The sequence below is a fragment of the Aeromonas schubertii genome (assembly GCF_000820105.1).
Lineage (GTDB): Bacteria > Pseudomonadota > Gammaproteobacteria > Enterobacterales > Aeromonadaceae > Aeromonas > Aeromonas schubertii.
Window position 1 is genome coordinate 107,205 of sequence record NZ_CDDB01000052.1, and the last position, 22,780, is coordinate 129,984.

Sequence of the window (22,780 nt, forward strand, 5' to 3'; positions counted from 1 at the left end):
CGAGGCGGGCCCGGGGCCCGCCTCGTTGCGTTGAGGAGATAGGCAATGGAAGAGAAAAAACGGGTCTGGGTGGCAGTCGGTGTCATCGAGAACGAACGGGGCGATATTCTGCTGGCCAAGCGCTCTGCCGATCGCCATCAGGGGGATCGCTGGGAATTTCCCGGTGGCAAGGTGGAGAGTGGGGAAGATCTGCTGACGGCCCTGGATCGGGAGCTGTGGGAAGAGATCGGTATTAGGGTGCTCGACTGTATCCCTTTTATGGAGCTCTGCCACGACTACCCGGAGAAGTCGGTGCTGCTCGACATCTGGAAGGTAACCCGCTTTGAAGGCGAGCCTTATGGTCGGGAAGGGCAGGAGTGCTGCTGGGTGCCTCTTGCCCGGTTACACGAGTATCACTTCCCCGATGCCAATGCGCCCATCGTCTCCAGGCTACAACAGGGGCTACACCGGCGATAAGAGAAAGGGTCCGTAAGGACCCTTTCTTCATTCAGTGCCACTCATCGTCGCCGAAGTCTGGCTGAGGATCCTCAGGCTCGGCTGGAATCCGTTTCTCTTCGTTGGCCCATTCGCCCAGATCGATCAGCTGACAGCGTTTGCTGCAAAAGGGGCGATAGGGGCTTTCGGGAGTCCACTCAACATCGGCCTGGCAGGTGGGGCATTTAACCTTGGTCACCATGATGGCTCCTTAGCAGCAGGCAAGCTGGAAGGTGACATCGCCGATAGCACTGTCGCTGGCCGGCAGGAAGCGGAGCGCAAAGCGGTTCTTGTGGCCGCTCAGGGTCGGGTAGCACTCCTGGCTGTGCTCGAGTCGAATACGGATCAGTTCGGCCCCTTCGGCCACATCCTGATAGAAGCCGTTGATGGCCACCTTGTCGGTAAAGGCGCCGGATTCACGCCACAGACGCAGCAGCATGCGAATGGCGTCGATCATCAGGGTGATATCGGCCAGCCACCCCCTCATCTGCGGAAGACGCCGGGCGTGAGGCTGTGCCAGCCAGTGGTGCAACTGGGGGACGTCGAAGGCGCACAGACCACCCGGGATGGAAAAGCGCTGGCGAATGGAGCCGAGTAGTCGATCCTCTTTCAGCCTGGCGCCCGGGCGAGGGGAGCTGAGCAGTTGACGGGAGAGGCTCACGATGTCGGTCTGCATATGGTCGATCTGCTCGAGATCGGCCTCTGGCAGGGCCGCCCATCGGTTCAGTCGTTGCCCGAGGCGCTCCAGATCCTTGATGAGATCGGCGCGCAGGTCCCCCCGTTCCAGCAGCTCTTGCAGGTCAAAGATGGCCTTGAAACAGGCGATGTGGCCCCAGGGAAGCTCTTGCTCCAGGTTGTCACCGATCTGGGAAAACAGGGACTCCAGACGCAGGTAGGTCCGGCTTTTTTCATTGAGAGGAAAATCGTAAATCATGCCTGCTCCTGGCCTCTTCTAAAACCGCGCTAGTGTACCTATTGAGTGTGGCCTTGTTGAGTGGCAAATGTCAGATATTGCTGGTGTAACCCTAAAATCTCGCTCTCCAGCTCAGCCTCTGAGCGATCCTGATTGACGATCACATCGTCGGCAACGGCAAGGCGTTCGTTGCGAGTCGCCTGGGAGGCGATGATGGCCTGTGCTTGCTCCGGGGTGACTCGGTCACGTCGACAAGTCCGCTCAACCTGGACCTCTTCGTCCACGTCGATGACCAGTACCCGCTGACCTAGGCCGGTGAGGCGGTTTTCTACCAAGAGGGGAACCACCAGCAGGCAGTAGGGGGAGTCGGCTTGCTGGCATTGACGAACCATCTCTTCACGGATGAGGGGATGAAGCAGGGCATTCAGCCATGCCTTTTCTGCCGGATGTGCGAAGATGCGCTCGCGCAGGGCTCGCCGATCCAGTGCCCCCCGGGGATCCAGAATGTGTGACCCGAAGTGTTCCCGAATCCGGGTGAGGGCCGGGCTCCCGGGCTCGACGACCTGACGGGCGATGAGATCAGCATCGACAATCCGAATACCGAGAGCGGCGAAGCGGTTGGCTACCGTGGTCTTGCCACTGCCGATCCCGCCGGTGAGGGTGACGATATACATAGTGGCCTCGTTACAGCACGGTGGAGAGGTACCAGCGGGTGATCCCGTCACCCCAGAGCAGGGCTATCCACCCGGCCATGGCGAGGTAGGGGCCAAAGGGGATGGGATTACCCTGCTGGTGGCGGCGAAGCAGAATCAGTGTGATACCAACCATGGCTCCGACCAGTGCCGAGAGCAGCAGGATCAGGGGCAGTGCCTGCCAGCCGAGCCAGGCGCCAAGGGCGGCAAGCAGTTTGAAGTCCCCATACCCCATCCCCTCTTTGCCGGTCAGCAGCTTGAAGGCCCAGTAGAGGCTCCACAGGGTCAGGTATCCGACCATGGCGCCGATCACCGCATCGGAGAGGGGGACAAAGCCATCGACAAGGTTGACCAGCACTCCTCCCCAGAGCAGGGGCAGGGTGATCTGGTCGGGCAGTAGCATGCGATCCAGATCGATCAGGGTCAGGGGGATAAGCGACCAGGTGAGCAGAAGCCCTGCCAGGGTGGGCCAACCGGCGGGAAGTTGCCAGGCCACCACCAGTGAGAGCAGAGCCGTGACCAACTCAACCAGCGGGTAGCGAGCCGAAATAGGTGCCTTACAGGCACTGCAACGGCCGCGTAACCAGAGCCAGCTCAGCAGGGGGATATTCTCGGCGGCCGTGATGCCGTGACCGCAGGCAGGGCAGCGGGAGCGCGGGACCATCAGATTGAAGGGGGCGGTCTCCGTTGCTTCATCCGGGGTGAAGTAGTCCCGATACTCCTCGCGCCACTGGCGCTCCAGCATGATGGGAAGGCGATGGATCACCACATTGAGGAAGCTGCCGACACAGAGGGCAAAGAGCGCCACCAGAAGATAGTAGAGCCAGGGCATGGCCTGGCTGAGTTGAAGCAACAGGGTCATAGGATTCGATAGCAGATGGTCGGGATCAACCCACCACATCCCCCAGCTTGAAGATGGGCAGGTACATGGCGATGACCATGCCCCCTACCAGTACCCCCAATACCACCATGATGAGGGGTTCGAGCAGGCTGGTCAGGCCATCGACGAGGTCATCCACCTCCTGTTCGAAGATGGTGGCGACCTTGGAGAGCATATCATCGATGGCCCCCGATTCCTCGCCGATCATCACCATCTGGATCACCATATCGGGGAAGAGATCGACCGTGCGCATGGCGACGTTGACCTGCATGCCGGCGATCACTTCGTTGCGAATGGCCATGATGGCGGTGCGATAGACATAGTTGCCCGAGGCCCCGGCCGAGGAGATCAGTGCGTCAACCAGCGGGATACCGGCGGCAAAGGTGGTGGCCAGGGTGCGGGCAAAACGGGCCATGGCCGCCTTGTGCAGTATCATGCCGACCACGGGGAGCTCGAGCACAAACTTGTCGGTTCGGTCTCGTACCTTCTCGGAGGCACGCCATGCCCGCACATAGAGGAAAATAACCAGGGCGGTACCGCCGAAGAAGACATACCACCAGTCTTGCATGAAGCGTGAGATGCCGATGACAAACTGGGTGAAGGCGGGGAGTTCGGCCCCGAAGCTCTTGAAGATATCCTCGAACTGGGGGATGACGAACAACAACAGGATAGAGGTCACGACGATGGCCACTATGATGACCATGGTGGGGTAGAACATGGCCTTCTTGATCTTCGACTTGAGTGCTTCGGTCTTCTCCCGATAGGTGGCGATGCGATCGAAAATGGTCTCGAGAGCTCCCGATTGTTCGCCGGCTTCCACCAGGTCGCAGTAGAGCTGATCGAACTGGCGTGGGTGTTGGCGCAGGGCTTCGGAGAGGGGGGTGCCCGTCTCCACATTGGCGGCGATCTCGCCGACGAGCTCGCGCATGGTTGCCTTCTCGTGGCTGCGGGCGATGACCTGAAGGGTCTGTACCAGAGGCACGCCGGCCGAGAGCATGGTAGTGATCTGGCGGGTGATGACGGCGATATCCATGGTATTGATCTTGGCCGCGCCCTTGGAGAAGAGCCCCTGGGACTTCTTGCTCACCTTGGAGACGGTCACCCCCTGCTTGCGCAGCTCAGCCTTGACGGTATTGACCGAGTCGGCCTGCATCTCGCCGGAGACTTTCTGTCCCTTGCGGTTCACGCCACTCCAGCGAAAGGCGGAGATCTTGGGCGATTTATTTTTCTGAGCCAGCGTTGCCATCCTTGCACTCCGTCTCTCGATCAGTTGGTGGTGACCCGATTCACCTCGGCCAGGCTGGTGACCCCAAGGCGCGCCTTCTCAAGCCCGGATTGACGCAGGGTGCGCATCCCCTCCTTCTGGGCCTGGGCGGAAATCAGCAAGGAGTTGCCTCCCTGCATGATGATGCGGGCGATATGTTCCGACATGGACATCATCTCATAGAGGCCGACACGCCCCTTATAACCCCCCGAACACTCCTTGCACCCCACCGCATGGTAGAGCTGGATCCCCGCCTCGACCTGTTGTTGGCTGTAGCCGAGTTTGAGCAGCTCCGCCTCGGGGATCGCCTCGGGCGTCTTGCAGTGAGGGCAGAGTTTGCGTGCCAGCCGTTGGGCCATGATGAGGGTCACCGAGGAGGCGATGTTAAACGCCGGCACTCCCATGTTCATCATCCGGGTGAGGGTCTCGGCGGCGGAGTTGGTGTGCAGGGTGGAGAGAACCAGGTGGCCGGTCTGGGCCGCCTTGATGGCGATCTCGGCGGTTTCCAGATCCCGGATCTCGCCGACCATCACCACATCCGGGTCTTGGCGCAGGAAGGCGCGCAGGGCGCTGGCAAAGGTCAGCCCCGCCTTGGGGTTGACCTGTACCTGATTGACGCCGGGCAAGTTAATCTCGACCGGGTCTTCGGCGGTAGAGATATTGCGCTCTATGGTGTTGAGAATGTTGAGGCCCGTATAGAGGGAGACCGTCTTGCCCGAGCCGGTGGGGCCGGTCACCAGTATCATCCCCTGAGGCTTGGAGAGGGCATCCAGATAGAGGGCTTTCTGTTTGTCGTCAAAGCCGAGCTGCTCTATGTTGAGGCGCGCCGCCGAGGAGTCGAGCAGGCGGATAACTACCTTCTCTCCCCACATGGTGGGCAGGGTGTTGACCCGCATGTCCATCGCCTTGTTGCGCGACAGCTTGAGCTTGATGCGTCCATCCTGGGGCAGGCGGCGCTCGGCGATGTCGAGGCGGGCCATCACCTTGAGACGGGCCGAGAAGCGGTTGGCCAGGTTGACCGGCGGTGTGGCCACCTCATGGAGTATGCCGTCGATACGAAAACGGATGCGGTACTTGGTCTCGTAGGGCTCGAAGTGCAGGTCGGATGCTCCCCGCTTGATGGCGTCCATCATGATCTTGTTGATGTATTTGACGATGGGGGCATCATCGTCGGCGGTGCTGACCGTCTCATCGAGCCGACTCTGCTCGTCGGCCACCTCGAGATCCGAGATCTCCGCCTCGTCGATGTTCTCCATGCCGAGGGCATCGCTGTCGCTCTCCAGCAGCTTGCCGATGGCGTGGACCAGCTTCTCCTCTTCGACCAGCAACGCCTCGGTGTGGAGTCCGAAGTTAAAGCCAAACTCCTCCAGTGCCGACACATTGGTCGGGTCTGACATGGCGATATAGAGGGTATGGCCCTGAGTGTAGATGGGGAGGGCGTGATGCTTTTCGATCAGCTTCTGGTTGATGTATTTCTGCGGGATCTCGGCTACATCGAAGGCATCCAGATCCAGCAGAGGTACACCATACTCCTGCTCACAAAAATCGGCGAGTTCCTTGCTGCCGAGAATCTCGTTTTCAATGAGGAAGGTGACAAACGGTTTGCGCTGGGCCTTGGCCTGACTCACGAAGCGTTGTGAGTCCTGCTCACTGATAAGGGAGGAAGCGGCCAGGCTAATGGCCAGGCCGCTATGGGGGCTAGAGGTCATACCGATTTAGCAAATACCATCAGCAACACAGCTACCTGTTTTCGCCCACGTTAGCTTGCCTGATGTTTGTAAAGTGGGAGTGAGTATATACGTATATGCTGCAGGTGTAGCTTGGTTATCTAGAATACCATTAGCTGTTGCTGTAATTGCTGCTGTTGTTGCATTTAGAGCAATACTACCTACGAAACCTTCGTTGGCAGCGGGTAATGCAGGGATACCATTGGTACCAGCAGTACCACACTGTGCAATCGTATTGCCATTTTGTACACAGAGTTCAATGGCGGTTTTGTATGGCCCTGTAGCTGCCACAACCTCTGAGAATCTGGCCTTTTTGGTGTAGGTTTGATACGCAGGCAGCGCAATGGCAGCCAATATGGCGACGATCGCAACCACGATCATCAGTTCGATAAGGGTAAAACCCGTCTGTTTTTTCATAGCAAAGTTCCTTTCTGCGTTGTACCCGAGAAGCTGGGAGCACTGATGAGTGCTCAATCACTATCCTGTCCGACTCCTTATCCCTAGACAACACCTCCCGTCACATATTTTAACAAGAATGTATCGAAAGCCTCTTTTGAAACAATAGGCTAGCTCTGATCCCCGGTCCAAGGCTCCGGCTACTCAGGGGGTCGACATCTGGAGCTTCATCTAATAGAAAAGGCGCCAGAGGCGCCTTTTGCAAGTTCGGCAAGGGGGGCGTCATGCAATAAAACGCATGGAGAGGTCGAGGGCCCGCACGTGCTTGGTCAGTGCGCCGACCGAGATAAAATCGACGCCGGTGGCGGCGTAGTCGGCCAGGGTCTCCAGGGTGACGTTGCCGGAGACCTCCAGTTTGGCACGACCTGCGTTGAGGGCGACGGCATCACGCATCATGGGCACGTCGAAGTTGTCGAGCATCACGATATCGGCAGCGGCGTCCAGCGCCTGCGCCAGCTCAGCCAGACTCTCCACCTCCACCTCCACCGGTTTGCCGGGGTTGAGGCGACGCGCCTCGGTAATGGCCTCGGCGATACCACCACAGGCCAGGATATGATTCTCCTTGATAAGGTAAGCGTCATAGAGACCGATACGGTGGTTCTTGCCGCCACCACAGGTGACCGCATATTTCTGGGCGGTGCGTAGTCCCGGAATCGTCTTGCGGGTATCGAGCAGACGACAGTGAGTGCCGGCGAGTTCTGCCACATAGCGGGCGGTGAGGGTGGCGACGCCGGAGAGAGTCTGCACGAAGTTAAGGGCGTTGCGCTCACCGGTGAGCAGCACGCGGGCCGGGCCGGTCAGGCGAAACAACTCCTGATTGGGAGCCAGGCGGTCGCCATCGGCCACAGACCAGACGATCTCTACCTCACCGCCTAATTGGGCAAACACCTCCTCCACCCAGGCTTTACCGCAGAAAATCCCCGCCTCACGGGTGATGATACGCGCGGTAGCGTGTCGGTCGGTCGGGATGAGCTGAGCCGTGATATCGGCACCGGCATCCGGTTGACCATCGGTAGTGAGGGCACCGCCGAGATCTTCGAGCAGTGCGGTGCGTACGGCGCGGGTGATGTCCTGTTGTAGCATGCCTTCTATTCCTGCAGGGGGCGAAGCAGCAGTTGCCGCTCCTTCTGTATGAGTTCGAGCCTGGCCAGCGCATTCATGCCGACCAGCACCTGCTGGCCGTCTTGCGCCGGGTTGATAAAGACCGCCAGATCGTACAGGGTCAGGGGGCCCATCTCCAGTGAATCGATGTGCCCCGTGCCGACCAGCACGGTACCGGCAGCGGTTGAGACCCTGGTTTGCCCGGTGGGGTGTATGCCGAGGCGATCGGCCACCGACTGAGGCAGGCTGATCAGGGTCGCGCCGGTGTCGAGCAGCAGTTGCACCGGTTGGCCGTTGATGGCACCCTCCAGCCGATAGTGGCCGCTGGCGTCCCGGGGCAGGAGCAGTGCACCATCGGCGCTGACGCCGGGACGGCTGCGCTCGCTGAAATAGAGGGTGAGCAGGCCCAGTAGGGCCAGCCAGGCCAGCAACCAGAACCAGCGGGCCGTCTTGGGGGCGATGCTGCTCATAGGCGGGTTCGCGACAGGAAAATGATGACTCAGCCTAACACAGTTTTTTCCATCGATTCAGATGGTTGGTGCGAACAAGCCCGGCCGGTCCCGTCACCACATCACAATGTGCGCCCGGTGGCAGAGGATATCTCCCTGTTGGTGGTGCACAACATCAGCCTGCCTCCCGGTGAGTTTGGGGGGCCCTGGATTGATGATCTCTTCCTCGGTCGGCTCGACCCTGACGCTCACCCTTATTTTGCTACCATCCACCATCTGAAGGTGTCGGCCCACTGTCTGATCCGCCGTGATGGCGAGCTGGTGCAATATGTTCCGTTTCATCTGCGGGCCTGGCATGCCGGCGTCTCCTCCTTTGCGGGGAGAGAGGGGTGCAATGACTTTTCCATCGGCATCGAGTTGGAGGGGACGGATGAGGTGCCATACACCAGGGTTCAATATGAAACCCTGGCAGGGCTGACCCGGGCCCTGATGGGCCGTTATCCGGCCATTACCCAGGAGCGCTTGACCGGCCACTGCGATATCGCTCCCGGGCGCAAGAGCGATCCCGGATCTGCCTTTGACTGGGTCCGTTATCGTCTCGGGGTTAATGGCGATTAAACTAAATTTTAATATTTCAAATCAAAGACTTGTCGCGTATGGCAGGCCTTTTTTGTTTGTTGCAATAATGTATTTTGTGAGCGAGCTCATGATTATTGGTCTTACCAATTTCTTTGATGCACATCATGAAGAGGCCTAAATACCTCCCCTTGGGTACTCCGCTTTCTTGATGTGGATCATCATTTCGTTGGACTTTCCTCGCCTCCTCTGCTAATTTTCGCCCCATCCATGAAATTGGTAATACCAATTTAACAAAGTCTCTCCCATGCCCTATCGCAAGATTACCCAGCCCAAGTTGGCCGATGCCATCGTGGCCGAGCTGGAAAACATGATTCTGGAAGGCAGCCTGCAGCCGGGTCAGAAGTTGCCCCCCGAGCGCGAGCTGGCCATCCAGTTTCAGGTATCGCGCCCCTCATTGCGGGAGGCGATTCAGCGCCTGGAGGCGCGCGGGCTGCTCTATCGGCGCCAGGGTGGGGGAACCTATGTGCAAAATGCCCTGAGCAAGGGGATGGCCGATCCCCTGTTTGAGCTGCTCTCCAGTCATCCGGAGGCCCAGTATGATTTGCTGGAATTCCGTCACGCGCTGGAGGGGATCTGCGCCTACTATGCCGCACTGCGTGGCACTGAGGGCGACTTCGAGCGGATTCGAGCCGCCCAGGCCGCCATCGAGGAGGCCGGCAAGCTCGGTCTGGCCGAAGAGTCGGTGGCCGTGACCGGCTTCTACCTGGCGGTGGCCGAGGCCTCTCACAACGTGGTGCTGCTGCACCTGTTGCGCGCCATGGGGTCGATGCTTGAACAAAACATTCTGCAAAATAATGAGATTTTGAATCGCCGTCCGGGAGTGGTAGTCAAGATCCGTCGCCATCGTGCGAATCTGATCGAGGCTATTCTTTCGGGGGCTCCGGAGCGGGCCAGGAGTGCTTGTCATGAGCACCTGGCCTTTATCGAGGACACCTTGTTGGACATGCAGCGGGAAGAGAGCAGGATCCAGCGCTCCATGCGCCGGATCCGTCAGCAGTAATCCCCATCCAACAAGGCTTAATTGTCGAATTTTCGCGCATCTTAATCGCCGTGCAATAACAATAGGAACCAGCCATGTCTGATATCCTGAAGAACGATGTGGACCCGATAGAAACGCTGGAGTGGCTCGCCTCTCTGGAATCCCTGCTGCGTGAAGAGGGTCCGGAACGCGCCCAATTCATCCTGGAACAGCTGGCCGAGAAGGCCCGCGCCAGCGGTGTGGACGTGGCTGCCAAGGCCAATCGCGACTACATCAACACCATCCCGTCCAGCGACGAGCCGGACTACCCGGGTGACCTGGAGATGGAGCGCCGCATTCGCGCCATCATCCGCTGGAACGCCATGATGATCGTGCTGCGCGCTTCCAAGAAAGATCTGGACCTGGGTGGGCACATGTCCTCCTTCGCTTCTTCTGCGACCATCTACGATGTCTGCTTCAACCACTTCTTCCGTGCTCGCAACGAGAAGGATGGCGGCGATCTGGTCTACTTCCAGGGGCACATCTCCCCGGGCATCTATGCCCGCGCCTTCGCCGAAGGTCGTCTGACCGAAGAGCAGCTGGACAACTTCCGTCAGGAAGTGGATGGCAAGGGCCTGCCCTCCTACCCGCACCCGAAATTGATGCCGGACTTCTGGCAGTTCCCGACCGTTTCCATGGGCCTGGGCCCCATCGCCGCCATCTATCAGGCTCGCTTCCTGAAGTACCTGACCGATCGTGGTATCAAGGATTGCTCCGAGCAGACCGTTTACGCCTTCCTGGGTGACGGCGAGATGGACGAGCCGGAAGCCAAGGGTGCCCTGACCGTCGCAGTGCGTGAAAAACTCGACAACCTGGTGTTCGTGGTCAACTGCAACCTGCAGCGTCTGGATGGCCCGGTGGTCGGCAACGGCAAGGTCATCAACGAGCTGGAAGGCCTGTTCGCCGGCGCTGGCTGGGACGTCACCAAGGTCATCTGGGGTCGCAAGTGGGATGAGCTGCTGAAGAAAGACACTTCCGGCAAGCTGATCCAGCTGATGAACGAGACCGTGGACGGTGACTACCAGACCATGAAGTCCCGCGACGGTGGCTACATCCGCGAGCACTTCTTCAACCGTTACCCGGAAACTGCCGCGCTGGTCAAAGACATGACCGATGAGGAGATCTTCTCCCTGAACCGCGGTGGTCACGATCCTCGTAAGCTGTTTGCTGCCTTCAACAAGGCGACCCAGACCAAGGGCAAGCCGACCGTTATCCTGGCCAAGACCATCAAGGGTTATGGCATGGGCGAAGCGGCCGAAGGCAAGAACATCGCTCACCAGGTCAAGAAGATGGAGCTGGACTCCGTGCGTCACCTGCGTGACCGCTTCAACCTGCCGGTCGCCGACGAACAGCTGGCCGATCTGCCTTACCTGAAGATCGAAGCCGGTTCTGCCGAGCACAAATACCTGCACGACCGTCGCACCGCTCTGAAAGGCTATGTGCCGACCCGTCTGCGCGAAAGCACCACCAAGCTGGAAATTCCCGCGCTGGATGCCTTCGGCCCGCTGCTGGGTGAACAGGCGCGCGAAATCTCCACCACCATGGCGTTCGTGCGTTCCCTGAACGTGATGCTGAAAGACAAGTCTATCGGCAAGCGCATCGTCCCGATCCTGGCTGACGAAGCCCGTACCTTCGGTATGGAAGGCCTGTTCCGTCAGATCGGTATCTACAGCCCGCACGGTCAGCAGTACACCCCGCAAGACCGTGACATCGTCTCCTACTACAAGGAAGACAAGCAGGGTCAGGTTCTGCAAGACGGTATCAACGAGCTGGGCGCCATGTCCTCCTGGCTGGCTGCTGCCACCTCTTACAGCACCAACGACTGCCCGATGATCCCGTTCTACATCTACTACTCCATGTTCGGCTTCCAGCGGATCGGCGACATGGCGTGGGCAGCCGGTGATCAGCAAGCCCGTGGCTTCCTGCTGGGCGCGACCTCCGGTCGTACTACCCTGAACGGCGAAGGTCTGCAGCACGAAGATGGTCACAGCCACATCCTGGCCAACACCATCCCGAACTGCATCTCTTACGACCCGTCTTACGCCTATGAAGTGGCGGTGATCGTACAGGACGGCCTGCGCCGCATGTACGGTGAGAACCCGGAGAACGTGTTCTACTACATCACCACTCTCAATGAAAATTATGCGATGCCGGCCATGCCGGAAGGCGCTGAAGAGGGTATCCGCAAGGGTATCTACAAGCTGGAAACCGTGGCCGGCACCAAGGCCAAGGTACAGCTGCTGGGTTGTGGCTCCATCCTGGGGCACGTTCGCAAGGCGGCCCAGATCCTGGCGAGCGAATACGGCATCGGCTCCGATGTGTTCAGCGTGACCTCCTTCAACGAACTGGCCCGTGACGGTCAGGACGCAGACCGCTGGAACATGCTGCACCCGACAGCCGACGCTCGCGTGCCTTACATCGCTCAGGTGCTGGGTACCGAGGCCACCATCGCCGCGACCGACTACATGAAGTCCTTCGCCGATCAGGTGCGTGCCTTCGTGCCGACCGAGCACTACCGCGTGCTGGGCACCGATGGTTACGGCCGTTCCGACAGCCGTGCCAACCTGCGCCGTCACTTCGAAGTGAACGAGTTCTATGTGGTAGTTGCTGCCCTGACCGAACTGGCCAAGCGCGGCGAGGTGGACAAGCAGGTTGTGGCCGAGGCCATTGCCAAGTACGGCATCGACGCCGACAAGGTCAACCCGCTGTACGCCTAAGAGGGTCAAGAGCCGCGCCAGAGATGGCGCGGCCTTGCAAAGGTTAACGCGAGATACGCATGACTGTGATTGTCATGCGGGTCTGCGCAAGAGGATAAAGCACAATGTCCAAACAGATTATGGTTCCGGATATCGGCGCCGATGAAGTTGAAGTCACGGAAATCATGGTGGCCGTGGGTGACAAGGTCGAACTCGACCAGTCCATCATCGCGGTAGAGGGTGACAAGGCCTCCATGGAAGTGCCGGCTCCGGCCGCTGGTATCGTCAAAGAGATCCTGATCAAGGTGGGTGACAAGGTTGCCACCGGTTCCCAGATCATGATCTTCGAAGCCGAGGGTGCTGCCGCGCCGGCTGCTGCTCCGACCGCTGCCGCTCGCCAGGACGTCAACGTACCGGACATCGGCGGTGACGAAGTCGAAGTCACCGAGATCATGGTAGCCGTGGGTGACATGGTCGAGGCCGATCAGTCCATCATCGCCGTAGAGGGTGACAAGGCTTCCATGGAAGTACCGGCTCCGTTCGCGGGCCGTGTGGTCGAGATCAAGGTTGCTGCTGGCGCCAAGGTCTCTACCGGCTCCCTGGTGATGGTCTTCGAAGTGGCGGGCGCTGCACCTGCCGCTGCTGCCGCGCCGGCTCCGGTTGCTGCACCTGCTGCCCCGGTTGTTGCCGCCGCCAAGGATGTCAACGTGCCGGATATCGGTGGCGATGAAGTCAGCGTGACCGAGATCATGGTGGCCGTGGGTGACAAGGTCGAGGCCGAGCAGTCCCTGATCACGGTGGAAGGCGACAAGGCCTCCATGGAAGTGCCGGCCCCGTTCGCCGGTGTGGTCAAGGAGATCAAGGTGAAGGCGGGTGACAAGGTCTCCACCGGATCGCTCATCATGGTGTTCGAAGTGGCTGGTGCTGCTCCGGTTGCCGCCCCGGTTGTTGCTGCCGCAGCTCCTGTTGCTGCTGCTCCGGTTGCTGCCGCCCCTGCGCCGGTTGCCCAGGCTGCTGCCGCCTCCGACTTCGTAGCCAACGACGCCTACGTGCACGCCTCCCCGGCGGTACGCCGCCTGGCGCGCGAGTTCGGCGTTAACCTTGCCAAGGTCAAGGGTTCCGGTCGCAAGGGCCGCATCGTCAAAGAAGACGTGCAGGCTTATGTGAAGGACGCCATCAAGCGTGCCGAGTCTGCACCGGCTGCAGGCCAAGGCACTGGTAACGGCATGAGCGTGCTGCCGTGGCCGAAGGTTGACTTTGCCAAGTTCGGTGACGTGGAAGAGGTCGAACTGACCCGCATCCAGAAGATCTCCGGTCCGAACCTGCATCGCAACTGGGCCATGATCCCCCATGTCACCCAGTTCGACGAGGCCGACACCACCGAGCTGGAAGCGTTCCGTAAAGAGCAGAACATTCTGGCCGAGAAGCAGAAGCTGGACGTGAAGATCACCCCGTTGGTGTTCATCCTGAAAGCCGCCGCCAAGGCCCTGGAAGCCCATCCGCGCTTCTGCAGCTCCCTGTCCGAAGACGGCAGCAAGCTCATCATGAAGAAGTACATCCACATCGGTGTGGCGGTGGATACCCCTAACGGTCTGGTGGTTCCGGTCGTGCGCGACGTCAACAAGAAGGGCATCATCGAGCTGTCTCGCGATCTGGCCGAGATCTCCAAGAAGGCTCGTGCCGGCAAGCTGACCGCAGCCGACATGCAGGGCGGTTGCTTCACCATCTCCAGCCTGGGTGGCATCGGTGGTACCAGCTTTACCCCGATCGTCAACGCGCCGGAAGTGGCCATCCTCGGCGTCTCCAAGTCAGACTTCAAACCGAAGTGGAACGGCAAGGAGTTCGTGCCGCGCCTGATGCTGCCGCTGGCCCTGAGCTATGACCACCGTGTCATCGACGGCGCCGACGGTGCTCGCTTCATCACCACCATGAATGGTGTCCTGTCCGACATTCGTCGACTGGTCCTGTAAGTGAGAGGGCGGGCCCATAGCCCGCCCTTTTTGCTTCTCAATTCGTTAACAGGATTGTAAACTTGCCCCGGTTTTTTTAAGCGCTGACAGCCCACCAATATGGCATTTCATACTGCGCTGTCCGGGGATATAAGAACGACAAAGAGGTCATGATGAGTAAAGAAATCAAAACCCAGGTCGTGGTTCTGGGTGCTGGCCCTGCCGGTTATTCTGCTGCCTTCCGTGCAGCCGACCTGGGCCTCGATACCATTATCGTCGAGCGTTACTCCACCCTGGGTGGCGTCTGCCTGAACGTGGGTTGCATCCCCTCCAAGGCCCTGCTGCACGTGGCCAAGGTGATCGAAGAGGCCAAGGCCCTGGCCGAGCACGGCATCGTCTTCGGCGAGCCGAAGACCGACATCACCAAGATCCGCCTGTGGAAAGAGAAGGTGATCAACCAGCTGACCGGCGGTCTGGCCGGCATGGCCAAGATGCGTAAGGTTCAGGTGGTGAATGGTCTGGGCAAGTTCACCGGTCCGAACACCCTCGAGGTAGAAGGCGCCGACGGCAAGACCACCGTCACCTTCGACAACGCCATCATCGCCGCCGGCTCCCGTCCGGTGAAGCTGCCCTTCATCCCGCACGACGATCCGCGCGTATGGGACTCCACCGACGCGCTGGAGCTGACCACTGTACCGGGCAAGCTGCTGGTGCTGGGTGGCGGCATCATCGGTCTGGAGATGGGTACCGTGTACTCCTCCCTGGGCTCCGAGATCGACGTGGTCGAGTTCGCCGATCAGCTGGTTCCGGCCGCTGACAAGGACATCGTCCGTGTCTACACCAAGCGTGTGGCCAAGAAGTTCAACATCATGCTGGAGACCAAGGTCACCGCCGTTGAAGCCCGCGAAGACGGTCTGTATGTCTCCTTCGAAGGCAAGCAGGCTCCGGCCGAGCCGGTTCGCTACGACAACGTGCTGGTCGCCGTTGGCCGTGTGCCGAATGGCAAGCTGCTGGATGCCGAGAAGGCCGGTGTCGCCGTCAACGAGCGTGGCTTCATCGAAGTGGACAAGCAGCTGCGTACCAACGTGCCGCACATCCACGCCATCGGTGACATCGTGGGTCAGCCCATGCTGGCGCACAAGGGTGTGCACGAAGGTCACGTGGCCGCCGAAGTCATCGCCGGCAAGAAGCACTACTTCGATCCCAAGGTGATCCCGTCCATTGCCTACACCGAGCCGGAGATGGCCTGGGTCGGTCTGACCGAGAAGGAAGCCAAGGAGAAGGGGATCACCTTCGAAGTGGCCAGTTTCCCGTGGGCAGCCTCTGGCCGCGCCATTGCCTCCGACTGCTCCGACGGCATGACCAAGCTGATCTTCGAGAAAGAGACCGGCCGCGTCATCGGTGGTGCCATCGTGGGCACCAACGGCGGCGAGCTGCTGGGTGAAATCGGTCTGGCCATCGAAATGGGTGCCGACGCCGAAGACATCGCCCTGACCATCCACGCCCACCCGACTCTGCACGAGTCCGTGGGCCTGGCTGCCGAAGTGTTCGAAGGCTCCATCACCGACCTGCCGAACGCCAAGGCCAAGAAGAAAAAATAAGTATAGTGAAGTGAGAAGGCGCCTTGGGGCGCCTTTTTGTTTGCAGGTGCGGGTGGGAGGGTGAGGATCTGACATACTAGAGGGTATCACCTATACACAGGAGTCTTGCCGATGAAGTGTCCCTCCCTGCCGGTCAACGAGGTGCTGCGCCTCGAGACCCTGCGTTCCCTGGCGATTCTCGATACCGCCTCCGAAGAGCGTTTCGATCGCCTGACCCGCATGGCGCGTCGCATGTTCGGCGTCCCCATCGCTCTGGTCAGCCTGGTGGATGCCGAGCGGCAGTGGTTCAAGTCTTGCCAGGGGCTTGATGCCAGTGAAACGGGACGGGATATCTCCTTCTGTGGTCATGCCATTCTGGGAACCGAGACCTTTGTGGTTCGCGATGCGGCGCTCGACGCCCGGTTCGCGGACAATCCCCTGGTGACCGGCGAGCCCCATATCCGTTTCTATGCAGGCTGTCCGCTTCGGATTTCCAATGGCTGTGCGCTGGGTACCCTCTGCATCATCGATCGTGAACCCAGGCATATGGACGATGAGGAGCTGACTCTGTTTGAGGATCTGGCTGCCATGGTCGTGCGTGAGCTGGAGGCCCTGCAGCTGTCGACCCTGGATGAGCTGACCCAGATCTCCAACCGCCGTGGCTTCACCATGTTGGCCGGGAAAAGCCTGCAGCAGGCTCACCGGCTTGGGCAGACGGTCAGTCTGGTCTATCTGGATATGGATGGCTTCAAGCAGATCAACGACACCTTTGGGCACGATGAGGGAGATCAGGCTTTGCGAGATTTTTCCAACCTGATCAATCACTCATTTCGGGATGCCGATGTTTACGCCCGCCTAGGAGGGGACGAGTTTGCGGTCTTGTTGGCCGGTGCCAATCAGGCTCAGGCGGCCGCTGCGATCGCCCGTTTCCACAAGGATCTTGCCCGTCACAATGGTTCCGGAAAACGAGGCTATCAACTCGCCTGCAGTGAGGGGATTGTCACTTATGATCCTTCGACTCCCCCTGATCTGGATGGACTTCTCAAACAGGCGGACAGCCTGATGTATGAGCGCAAGGTGGCGAAGCGTGCGGCGAAGGAGCCGGTACGCTAGGCCCAGAGAGCCAGGGAGGAGAGAGATGGAAGAGCCCGCCATGTCACCCGATGAACCACTGCGGCTGGAGACCCTGCGGCGCATCGGATTGCTCGATACCCCAGCAGAAGAGCGATTCGATCGCTTTACCCGTCTGGCTCGACGCATCTTTGGTGTGCCCATCGCCCTTATCTCGCTGATCGATCGGGAGCGCCAATGGTTCAAGTCAGCCTGGGGCATCAATATTGCGGAGACCCCGCGACAGGTCTCTTTCTGCGCTCATGCCATCCTGCAGTCAGAGCTGATGGTGGTGGAGGATACCCATCAGGATGTTCGTTTTTGGGATAATCCACTGGTGGTGGGCTCGCCCCACATCCGTTTCTATGCCGCCTATCCACTGAAAGCCAGCAATGGTTGCCGGCTGGGGACTATTTGCATTCTTGACCGCCAGCCCCGCCAATTCCACGAGCCGGAGAGGGCCTTGCTCAGGGAGCTGGGGCAGATCGTGGTCCATGAGATGGAGGCAGGGCAGTGGGCGACCCTGGACGAGCTGACCCAGATCTCCAATCGCAGGGGATTCATGATGTTGGCCGAGAAGAGCTTCCGTCTGGCGCAGCGTCAAGGGTATCCGGTGACTCTGCTCTATTTCGATCTGGACGGGTTCAAGCAGATCAATGATCACCTTGGACACAGGGTCGGTGACAGGGCGCTGCGCCGCTTTGCCGCCCTGATGGTTGAGACCTTTCGCGACGCCGACGTGTGCGCCAGGCTGGGGGGAGATGAGTTCGTTGCCTTGCTACCCTATACCGATAGTGCTCAGGCAGAGCTGGCCCTGCAGCGTTTTCGGCAGGTAATCGACAAGGAGAACCGCGAGCAGCCCGACTATCGACTCGACTTCTCTGTCGGAGCCGTCACCCATACGCCACAGGCGCCACTGGGCGATCTCGAGTCACTGCTGCATCATGCCGATACCCTGATGTATCGGCAGAAAAGGAGCCACTAGCAGCGCCCCTTCTTCGCCTGCCCTGGGGGGCAAAACGAGCCACCACTGTTGCCATCGCTGATGCGGATGTGGGTATCATCGAGCCGGATGTCGGCATCACGGATGCGCACCGCTCCTTGCTGGCTACAGGCCGATAGCAGCAGCGCCAGCATTATTACACCAAGACTCTTTCTCATCGTTCCTCCTGACAGAGGCGACGAGTATGGCTGCTTTGTGGCGGCTTTCCAGATGTTGTGGGTGACCCAGCGCCAGGAGTTGACCGGAGAAGGGGGGGACAGGCACAAGAAGGGGAGCGTGTGGCTCCCCTTTTCACATCACAGACGAAAGTGTCCGACCAATTGGTCCAATTGCTGCGACAACCGCTGCAGTCCCTGGCTGGAACGGGTCAACTGCTCTGCCAGATCGGCGGTCTCCATGGTCAGGTGATTGATCTCCTCGACGTTGCGATTGAGCTCGCCCACCACGCTCGATTGCTCTTCCGTTGCGGTGGCAACCTGAATGTTCATGTCGCTGATCTGGGCGATATGGGTTGTGATGAGGCCCAGGGCGCCGTTGGCCTCGTCAGCCTGGGTGACCACACCAAGGCTCTGCTCGCGGCCGCCACGCATCGCCTCGACGGCGCGACTCGATTGCTGTTGCAGGCGATTGATCATCCCCTGGATCTCCTCGGTCGAGGCGGCCGATCGACTGGCGAGATTGCGCACCTCGTCGGCCACGACGGCAAAACCGCGTCCCTGTTCGCCGGCCCGGGCGGCCTCGATGGCGGCATTGAGCGCCAGCAGGTTGGTCTGCTCCGAGATGCCGCGGATGGTATCGAGGATGCTACCGATGGAGTCGGTCTGGTTGGCCAGAGACTCAATCACCTCACTCACCTGTTCGATCTCCCCAGAGAGGGAGACGATGCTGGCCCGGGCGGTACCCACCAGTTGGGCCCCGATACCGGATTGGTCGTTGGCCAGGCGAGCCACCTCGGCGGCCTGGGAAGCATTGCCGGCAATCTCGTTGACCGTCGCACCCATCTCGTGGATGGCGGTGGCTACCTGCACGGTGCGATCCCGCTGGGCGGTGCAGTTGCTCTGGGTCAGGTGTGCCTTGCTTGCGACCTCGTTGGCGGTGAGGGCAAGCTGCCGTGAGTTTTCGGCGACCTCAGTGATGGAGGCATGGATCTTGGCCACGAAGTTGTTAAAGCCCTTGGCCACTTCGGCCAGCTCGTCGCCGCCATCGACCCTGAGCCTGTGGGTCAGATCCCCATCCCCGCTGCCCAGTTCACGGAACAGCCGAGCCAGCTGGTTGAGTGGGCGGCTTACCGAGCCGGCCAGCAACATGCCAAGCAGCCCCATAGCGGCGGCGATGGCGAGAGTGATGAGCAGGATCCGGGTGCGAGCCTGATTCAGGCCGGCAAAGATCTCCTCCTTGGGTACCTGGGCGACCAGATACCAGTCGAGCAGGGGAATATAGCTGGAGGCCAAAACCCGCTCTTCCCCCTGGGCGCTGGATTCGATCAGTGCGAACTCTTGCTTGCCAAGAAGACGCTGTGCATCAGCTCCCGCCAGCTGAGTCAGGGTATCCCGATCGATACGGGCAGCATCCGGATGCAGTTTCACCTTGCCCTGACCATCGACCATGAAGACAAACCCGCTCTGCCCGATGCGAAAGCCCGAGAGCATCGCGACCATGCTGTCGAGAGACTTGGCCAGTCCTGCCAGCCCGCGACCATTGAGCTGCTGATAGTTCACAAACAGTTTCACTTCACCGGTGGACTCGCGGAAGATGCTGAGCATCAGATCCTGTGAGCCTCGGGTATAGGCATAGAACCAGCCGTCCTGCTCCGGGGTGAGGTTACGCAAGAAGCCATCCTGGTTGTAGTAGGCCGCGCTCTGGCGATCGGCGAAGGAGGCGGTCACCAGACCATACTGATTGGCCACGTCCCTGAGCTGATCGATCACGATAGGCTCCTGCTCCTTGGGCATACCGCGAGAGACCCAGTCGAGCAGGAAGCGGTCGCTGGCGAGTTGCCGTGCCGCTCCGGCGACAGGATTGAGCTCGGCCTCTATCGACTTGCCGATACGTTGGGTCAGGTTGGGCAGCTCATGGGCAAAGAGCTGCTCTTCAATGAGCTGCTGTGCCGAGCGTTGGCTGAAGTAACCCACCAGCATGCAGGAGAGCACGACGGCCAATAACAGGGTTGAAACAATTTTTTGCTTCAGGGTGAGATGGTTAAACATGCTTAGATCCAATGGAGCGGAATCGCCGACGAAGAGTGTAGCGGCAGGGATTTTTATTACCTAAGGCCGAGCGAGTCGATATTGCAGCGATACGTTTGCGTTCACACTCCGGTTTGCGTCAGGGGGGTCTCCCTTTATAGTATTCCTCGCCCCTTTTCTGCTCTGGATGGATGCCTCTATGAGTCTCTTTTGGCGTGGGTTTGCCCTGGTCACCCTCACACTTGCTTCATTTGTCTCCCACGCCGCCGATCGCCCCAAGATTGCATTGGTGCTCAGTGGTGGCGGTGCCAAAGGATCGGCTCATATCGGCGTGCTCAAGGTGCTCGAAGAGAAACGCATACCGGTCGATATCGTGGTCGGCACCAGCATGGGCTCCTACGTGGCAGGACTCTATGCCATGGGGCTATCGGCCGAGGAGGTGGAGCAGACCACCCTCAATATCGACTGGAACAAGGGCTATAACGACAGGGTCAGCCGGGATGCTCTCTCCCTGCGCCAGAAGCAGCAGGACGAACTCTATCAGTTGCGCACCGACATAGGGATCAGTGGAGGCACGCTCAAATCGCCGGATGGCTTCTTTCAGGGCCAATCCATGGCTGCCCTGTTGCGCGATGCCACCTCCAACCTGCCGGTACAGAAGAGCTTCAACGATCTCCCCATTCCTTACCGTGCCGTCGCTACCGACATGGAGACGGTGACCCCCTTCGTGCTGGACCACGGCAGCCTGGCCAAGGCGATGCAGGCCTCCATGTCGATCCAGGGGATCCTCAAGCCGGTGGAGTGGGAGGGGCGGATCCTGGCCGACGGGGGGGCGGTCAACAATATGCCGGTGGATGTGGCCAAGAGTATGGGGGCCGATATTGTTATTGCCGTAGACATAGGAGCCAGGCTAAGGGACAAGAGCGAGTTGACCTCGGGTCTGGCCATGCTGGATCAGATGACCACCTATATGACCCAGGTTGGAACAGAGCGACAGAAGGCACTCCTCGGGGAGCGTGATATCCTGATTACCCCCGCATTCGGCAATATGGGGATTGCCGATTTCGCCCGTATGCCGGATGGCATCCACTATGGGGAAGAGGCGGCAAAACGGGTTGCGCTGCGCCTCGATGCGCTCTCTTTGTCCCCTGCCCGCTACAAGGCCTATCGGGATCAGAAGCTGAGCCGGCGCGCGCAAAACAGCGCCCTGCCCGCCTACTACATCGACAGGGTCGATATCGTCAACCAATCCTCCCTGGCCGATGAGACCATTCGTGCGGCGATGCAGGTCAAGCCTCACAAGGTGCAGACCCGTGAGAGCCTTGAGGCTGGGGTACGCCGTCTCTATGCCCTCGAGTCCTTCGATCGGGTTACCTATCAAATCGAGGAACGGGGAAATGAAAATGTGCTGGTGGTCGACGCCCATGAGAAGAACTGGGGACCGGGCTACCTCAACTTCCAGTTCGGTTTCACCGACGATTTTGAGAGTACCTCCAACTACAACGTGGGGGCGGCCTATACCCGCACCAATATCAACGAGTGGGGCGGGGAGTGGCACAGTGAGGCATCGCTCGGCACCTGGAAGCACCTCAAGACCGAGTTTTACAGCCCGCTTGAACCCTCTCAGACTTACTTCGGTCAGGTGAGCCTGGCCTATGACAAGGAGACCCGTCGCCTCTATTTGACCGACGAGGGGGGGCTGCGCCGTGGCCGCGAAGGCGGCAGCAGCCAGACCTACTATTTCGATAGCCAGTACGCCTTCTGGTCCGCTGAGGGGGCGGTCGGCTGGAATATTCACCCCTGGCAACGGGTCAGTCTCGGTGTCGCGGCCATGAAGGGCGATATCGGCATTGACAGCATAGGGATAAGCGATCTCTCGTCCAGCGCCTGGGGTCCCTTCCTGCGCCTCGAACACGACACCCTGGACAGCCGTTACTTCCCATACAATGGCCTCCTCTTCCAGGGGCAGATCGGCTATATGCACATCAATCAGGACGATGGTGAGGGGGGGCAGAGCCACTCCCATGGCAGCAGCTATGACGTCACCCTGATTAAACCCTGGTCCTGGGAGAGGCACAGTCTCAACCTGATGCTGGGTGCCGGTGGTACCCAAAGTGGCGAGGATTTGCCCCTGTTTGCCCAGGATCTCGGAGGCATGTTCACTCTGTCGGGCTTCAAGCCCCACGAGCTGTCGGGACGATATAGCCTGTTTGGCGGCCTGCGATATATCTATCGACTGGCGGACAACGACTTCGGCCCCTTCCGCCTGCCGCTCTATGTGGGGGGCTCACTCGAGCAGGGCGGAGTATGGGATCAGGGGCACGACATTCGCTTCGAGACCTCCTACACGGCGGGCTCGCTCTATATTGGCAGCGAGACCTTCCTCGGCCCCATCTTCTTCGGTGTGGGGGCCGCAGAGGGGGGGAGTCAGTCCATCTATCTGCAGCTAGGGAGTACCTTCCGTTGATGACAACTTATTAACGTTTCCGGCTATGGACACAGCGATGCTTTTATAACTGGCTGTTAATTAAATAAATGTGATTTTTTGACCGGCCAGCCGGTTCTGAGTGGATTTTAATTAGTCGTTAAAACTTATATAGTGGGGGGCACCCTACGGGTGTCCCGCAAGGACGATCGCCGCCG

General features: G+C 59.7%; 20 protein-coding genes. 9 read left to right on the forward strand and 11 right to left on the reverse strand.

Going from position 1 to position 22,780, the window contains the following annotated elements:
- Positions 1–45: 45 nt before the first annotated feature.
- Positions 46–456 (forward strand): 8-oxo-dGTP diphosphatase MutT, encoded by a 411-nt coding sequence (gene mutT / locus BN1133_RS11110; RefSeq protein WP_050666594.1) that lies wholly within the window; start codon positions 46–48, stop codon positions 454–456.
- A 31-nt stretch (positions 457–487) separates the two neighbouring features.
- On the opposite strand, the gene yacG is transcribed toward mutT, so the two are convergent.
- The 9 genes from yacG to BN1133_RS11150 form a co-directional block, all read right to left on the reverse strand.
- Positions 488–676, reverse strand: a complete 189-nt coding sequence (yacG, locus tag BN1133_RS11115; RefSeq protein ID WP_050666595.1) for a DNA gyrase inhibitor YacG — start codon at positions 674–676, stop codon at positions 488–490.
- 9 nt (positions 677–685) lie between these two features.
- Positions 686–1,408, reverse strand: coding sequence for a cell division protein ZapD (gene zapD / locus BN1133_RS11120; RefSeq protein ID WP_050666596.1), 723 nt, complete (start codon positions 1,406–1,408; stop codon positions 686–688).
- A 38-nt stretch (positions 1,409–1,446) separates the two neighbouring features.
- On the reverse strand, positions 1,447–2,061 hold the full coding sequence (gene coaE / locus BN1133_RS11125) for a dephospho-CoA kinase (protein WP_050666597.1): 615 nt from the start codon (positions 2,059–2,061) through the stop codon (positions 1,447–1,449).
- 10 nt (positions 2,062–2,071) lie between these two features.
- The gene (locus BN1133_RS11130; RefSeq protein ID WP_050666598.1) at positions 2,072–2,941 is read right to left on the reverse strand and encodes a prepilin peptidase; all 870 of its coding nucleotides are present in this window, start codon (positions 2,939–2,941) and stop codon (positions 2,072–2,074) included.
- A gap of 25 nt (positions 2,942–2,966) precedes the next feature.
- Entirely contained in the window at positions 2,967–4,205 is a 1,239-nt protein-coding gene (locus BN1133_RS11135; RefSeq protein WP_050666599.1) for a type II secretion system F family protein, read from the reverse strand.
- A gap of 20 nt (positions 4,206–4,225) precedes the next feature.
- Positions 4,226–5,932: a PilB family type IVa pilus assembly ATPase TapB gene (gene tapB / locus BN1133_RS11140; RefSeq protein WP_050666600.1), complete on the reverse strand. Its 1,707-nt coding sequence runs from the start codon at positions 5,930–5,932 to the stop codon at positions 4,226–4,228.
- 6 nt (positions 5,933–5,938) lie between these two features.
- The gene (gene tapA / locus BN1133_RS19720; RefSeq protein ID WP_082177989.1) at positions 5,939–6,367 is read right to left on the reverse strand and encodes a type IVa pilus major pilin TapA; all 429 of its coding nucleotides are present in this window, start codon (positions 6,365–6,367) and stop codon (positions 5,939–5,941) included.
- A gap of 261 nt (positions 6,368–6,628) precedes the next feature.
- Positions 6,629–7,489 (reverse strand): carboxylating nicotinate-nucleotide diphosphorylase, encoded by an 861-nt coding sequence (gene nadC / locus BN1133_RS11145; RefSeq protein ID WP_050666601.1) that lies wholly within the window; start codon positions 7,487–7,489, stop codon positions 6,629–6,631.
- 5 nt (positions 7,490–7,494) lie between these two features.
- Positions 7,495–7,977, reverse strand: coding sequence for a retropepsin-like aspartic protease family protein (locus BN1133_RS11150; protein ID WP_050666602.1), 483 nt, complete (start codon positions 7,975–7,977; stop codon positions 7,495–7,497).
- Positions 7,978–8,001: 24 nt separating this feature from the next.
- Here BN1133_RS11150 and ampD point away from each other — a divergent pair, with 24 nt between their 5' ends.
- From ampD to BN1133_RS11185, 7 genes are all read left to right on the forward strand, one after another.
- A complete protein-coding gene (gene ampD / locus BN1133_RS11155) occupies positions 8,002–8,574 on the forward strand; it encodes a 1,6-anhydro-N-acetylmuramyl-L-alanine amidase AmpD (RefSeq protein WP_050666603.1) in 573 nt (190 codons plus the stop codon).
- Positions 8,575–8,839: 265 nt separating this feature from the next.
- Complete coding sequence (gene pdhR / locus BN1133_RS11160) at positions 8,840–9,595, forward strand: pyruvate dehydrogenase complex transcriptional repressor PdhR (protein WP_050666604.1); 756 nt, start codon at positions 8,840–8,842, stop codon at positions 9,593–9,595.
- A gap of 74 nt (positions 9,596–9,669) precedes the next feature.
- A complete protein-coding gene (aceE, locus tag BN1133_RS11165; RefSeq protein ID WP_050666605.1) occupies positions 9,670–12,330 on the forward strand; it encodes a pyruvate dehydrogenase (acetyl-transferring), homodimeric type in 2,661 nt (886 codons plus the stop codon).
- A 104-nt stretch (positions 12,331–12,434) separates the two neighbouring features.
- Complete coding sequence (gene aceF, locus BN1133_RS11170) at positions 12,435–14,279, forward strand: pyruvate dehydrogenase complex dihydrolipoyllysine-residue acetyltransferase (protein WP_050666606.1); 1,845 nt, start codon at positions 12,435–12,437, stop codon at positions 14,277–14,279.
- 152 nt (positions 14,280–14,431) lie between these two features.
- Complete coding sequence (lpdA, locus tag BN1133_RS11175; protein WP_050666607.1) at positions 14,432–15,859, forward strand: dihydrolipoyl dehydrogenase; 1,428 nt, start codon at positions 14,432–14,434, stop codon at positions 15,857–15,859.
- Between the two features lie 111 nt (positions 15,860–15,970).
- Complete coding sequence (locus BN1133_RS11180) at positions 15,971–16,951, forward strand: sensor domain-containing diguanylate cyclase (protein WP_050666608.1); 981 nt, start codon at positions 15,971–15,973, stop codon at positions 16,949–16,951.
- Positions 16,952–16,976: 25 nt separating this feature from the next.
- Positions 16,977–17,933, forward strand: coding sequence for a GGDEF domain-containing protein (locus tag BN1133_RS11185; RefSeq protein WP_050666609.1), 957 nt, complete (start codon positions 16,977–16,979; stop codon positions 17,931–17,933).
- Here the strand turns inward: BN1133_RS11185 and BN1133_RS11190 are convergent.
- Entirely contained in the window at positions 17,930–18,109 is a 180-nt protein-coding gene (locus tag BN1133_RS11190; protein WP_050666610.1) for a hypothetical protein, read from the reverse strand. The two genes, BN1133_RS11185 and BN1133_RS11190, sit on opposite strands and share 4 nt — an antisense overlap.
- A gap of 138 nt (positions 18,110–18,247) precedes the next feature.
- Complete coding sequence (locus tag BN1133_RS11195; protein ID WP_050666611.1) at positions 18,248–20,158, reverse strand: methyl-accepting chemotaxis protein; 1,911 nt, start codon at positions 20,156–20,158, stop codon at positions 18,248–18,250.
- Positions 20,159–20,336: 178 nt separating this feature from the next.
- On the opposite strand from BN1133_RS11195, the gene BN1133_RS11200 reads away from it, so the two are divergent.
- Entirely contained in the window at positions 20,337–22,604 is a 2,268-nt protein-coding gene (locus tag BN1133_RS11200) for a patatin-like phospholipase family protein (RefSeq protein ID WP_050666612.1), read from the forward strand.
- Positions 22,605–22,780: the final 176 nt, after the last annotated feature.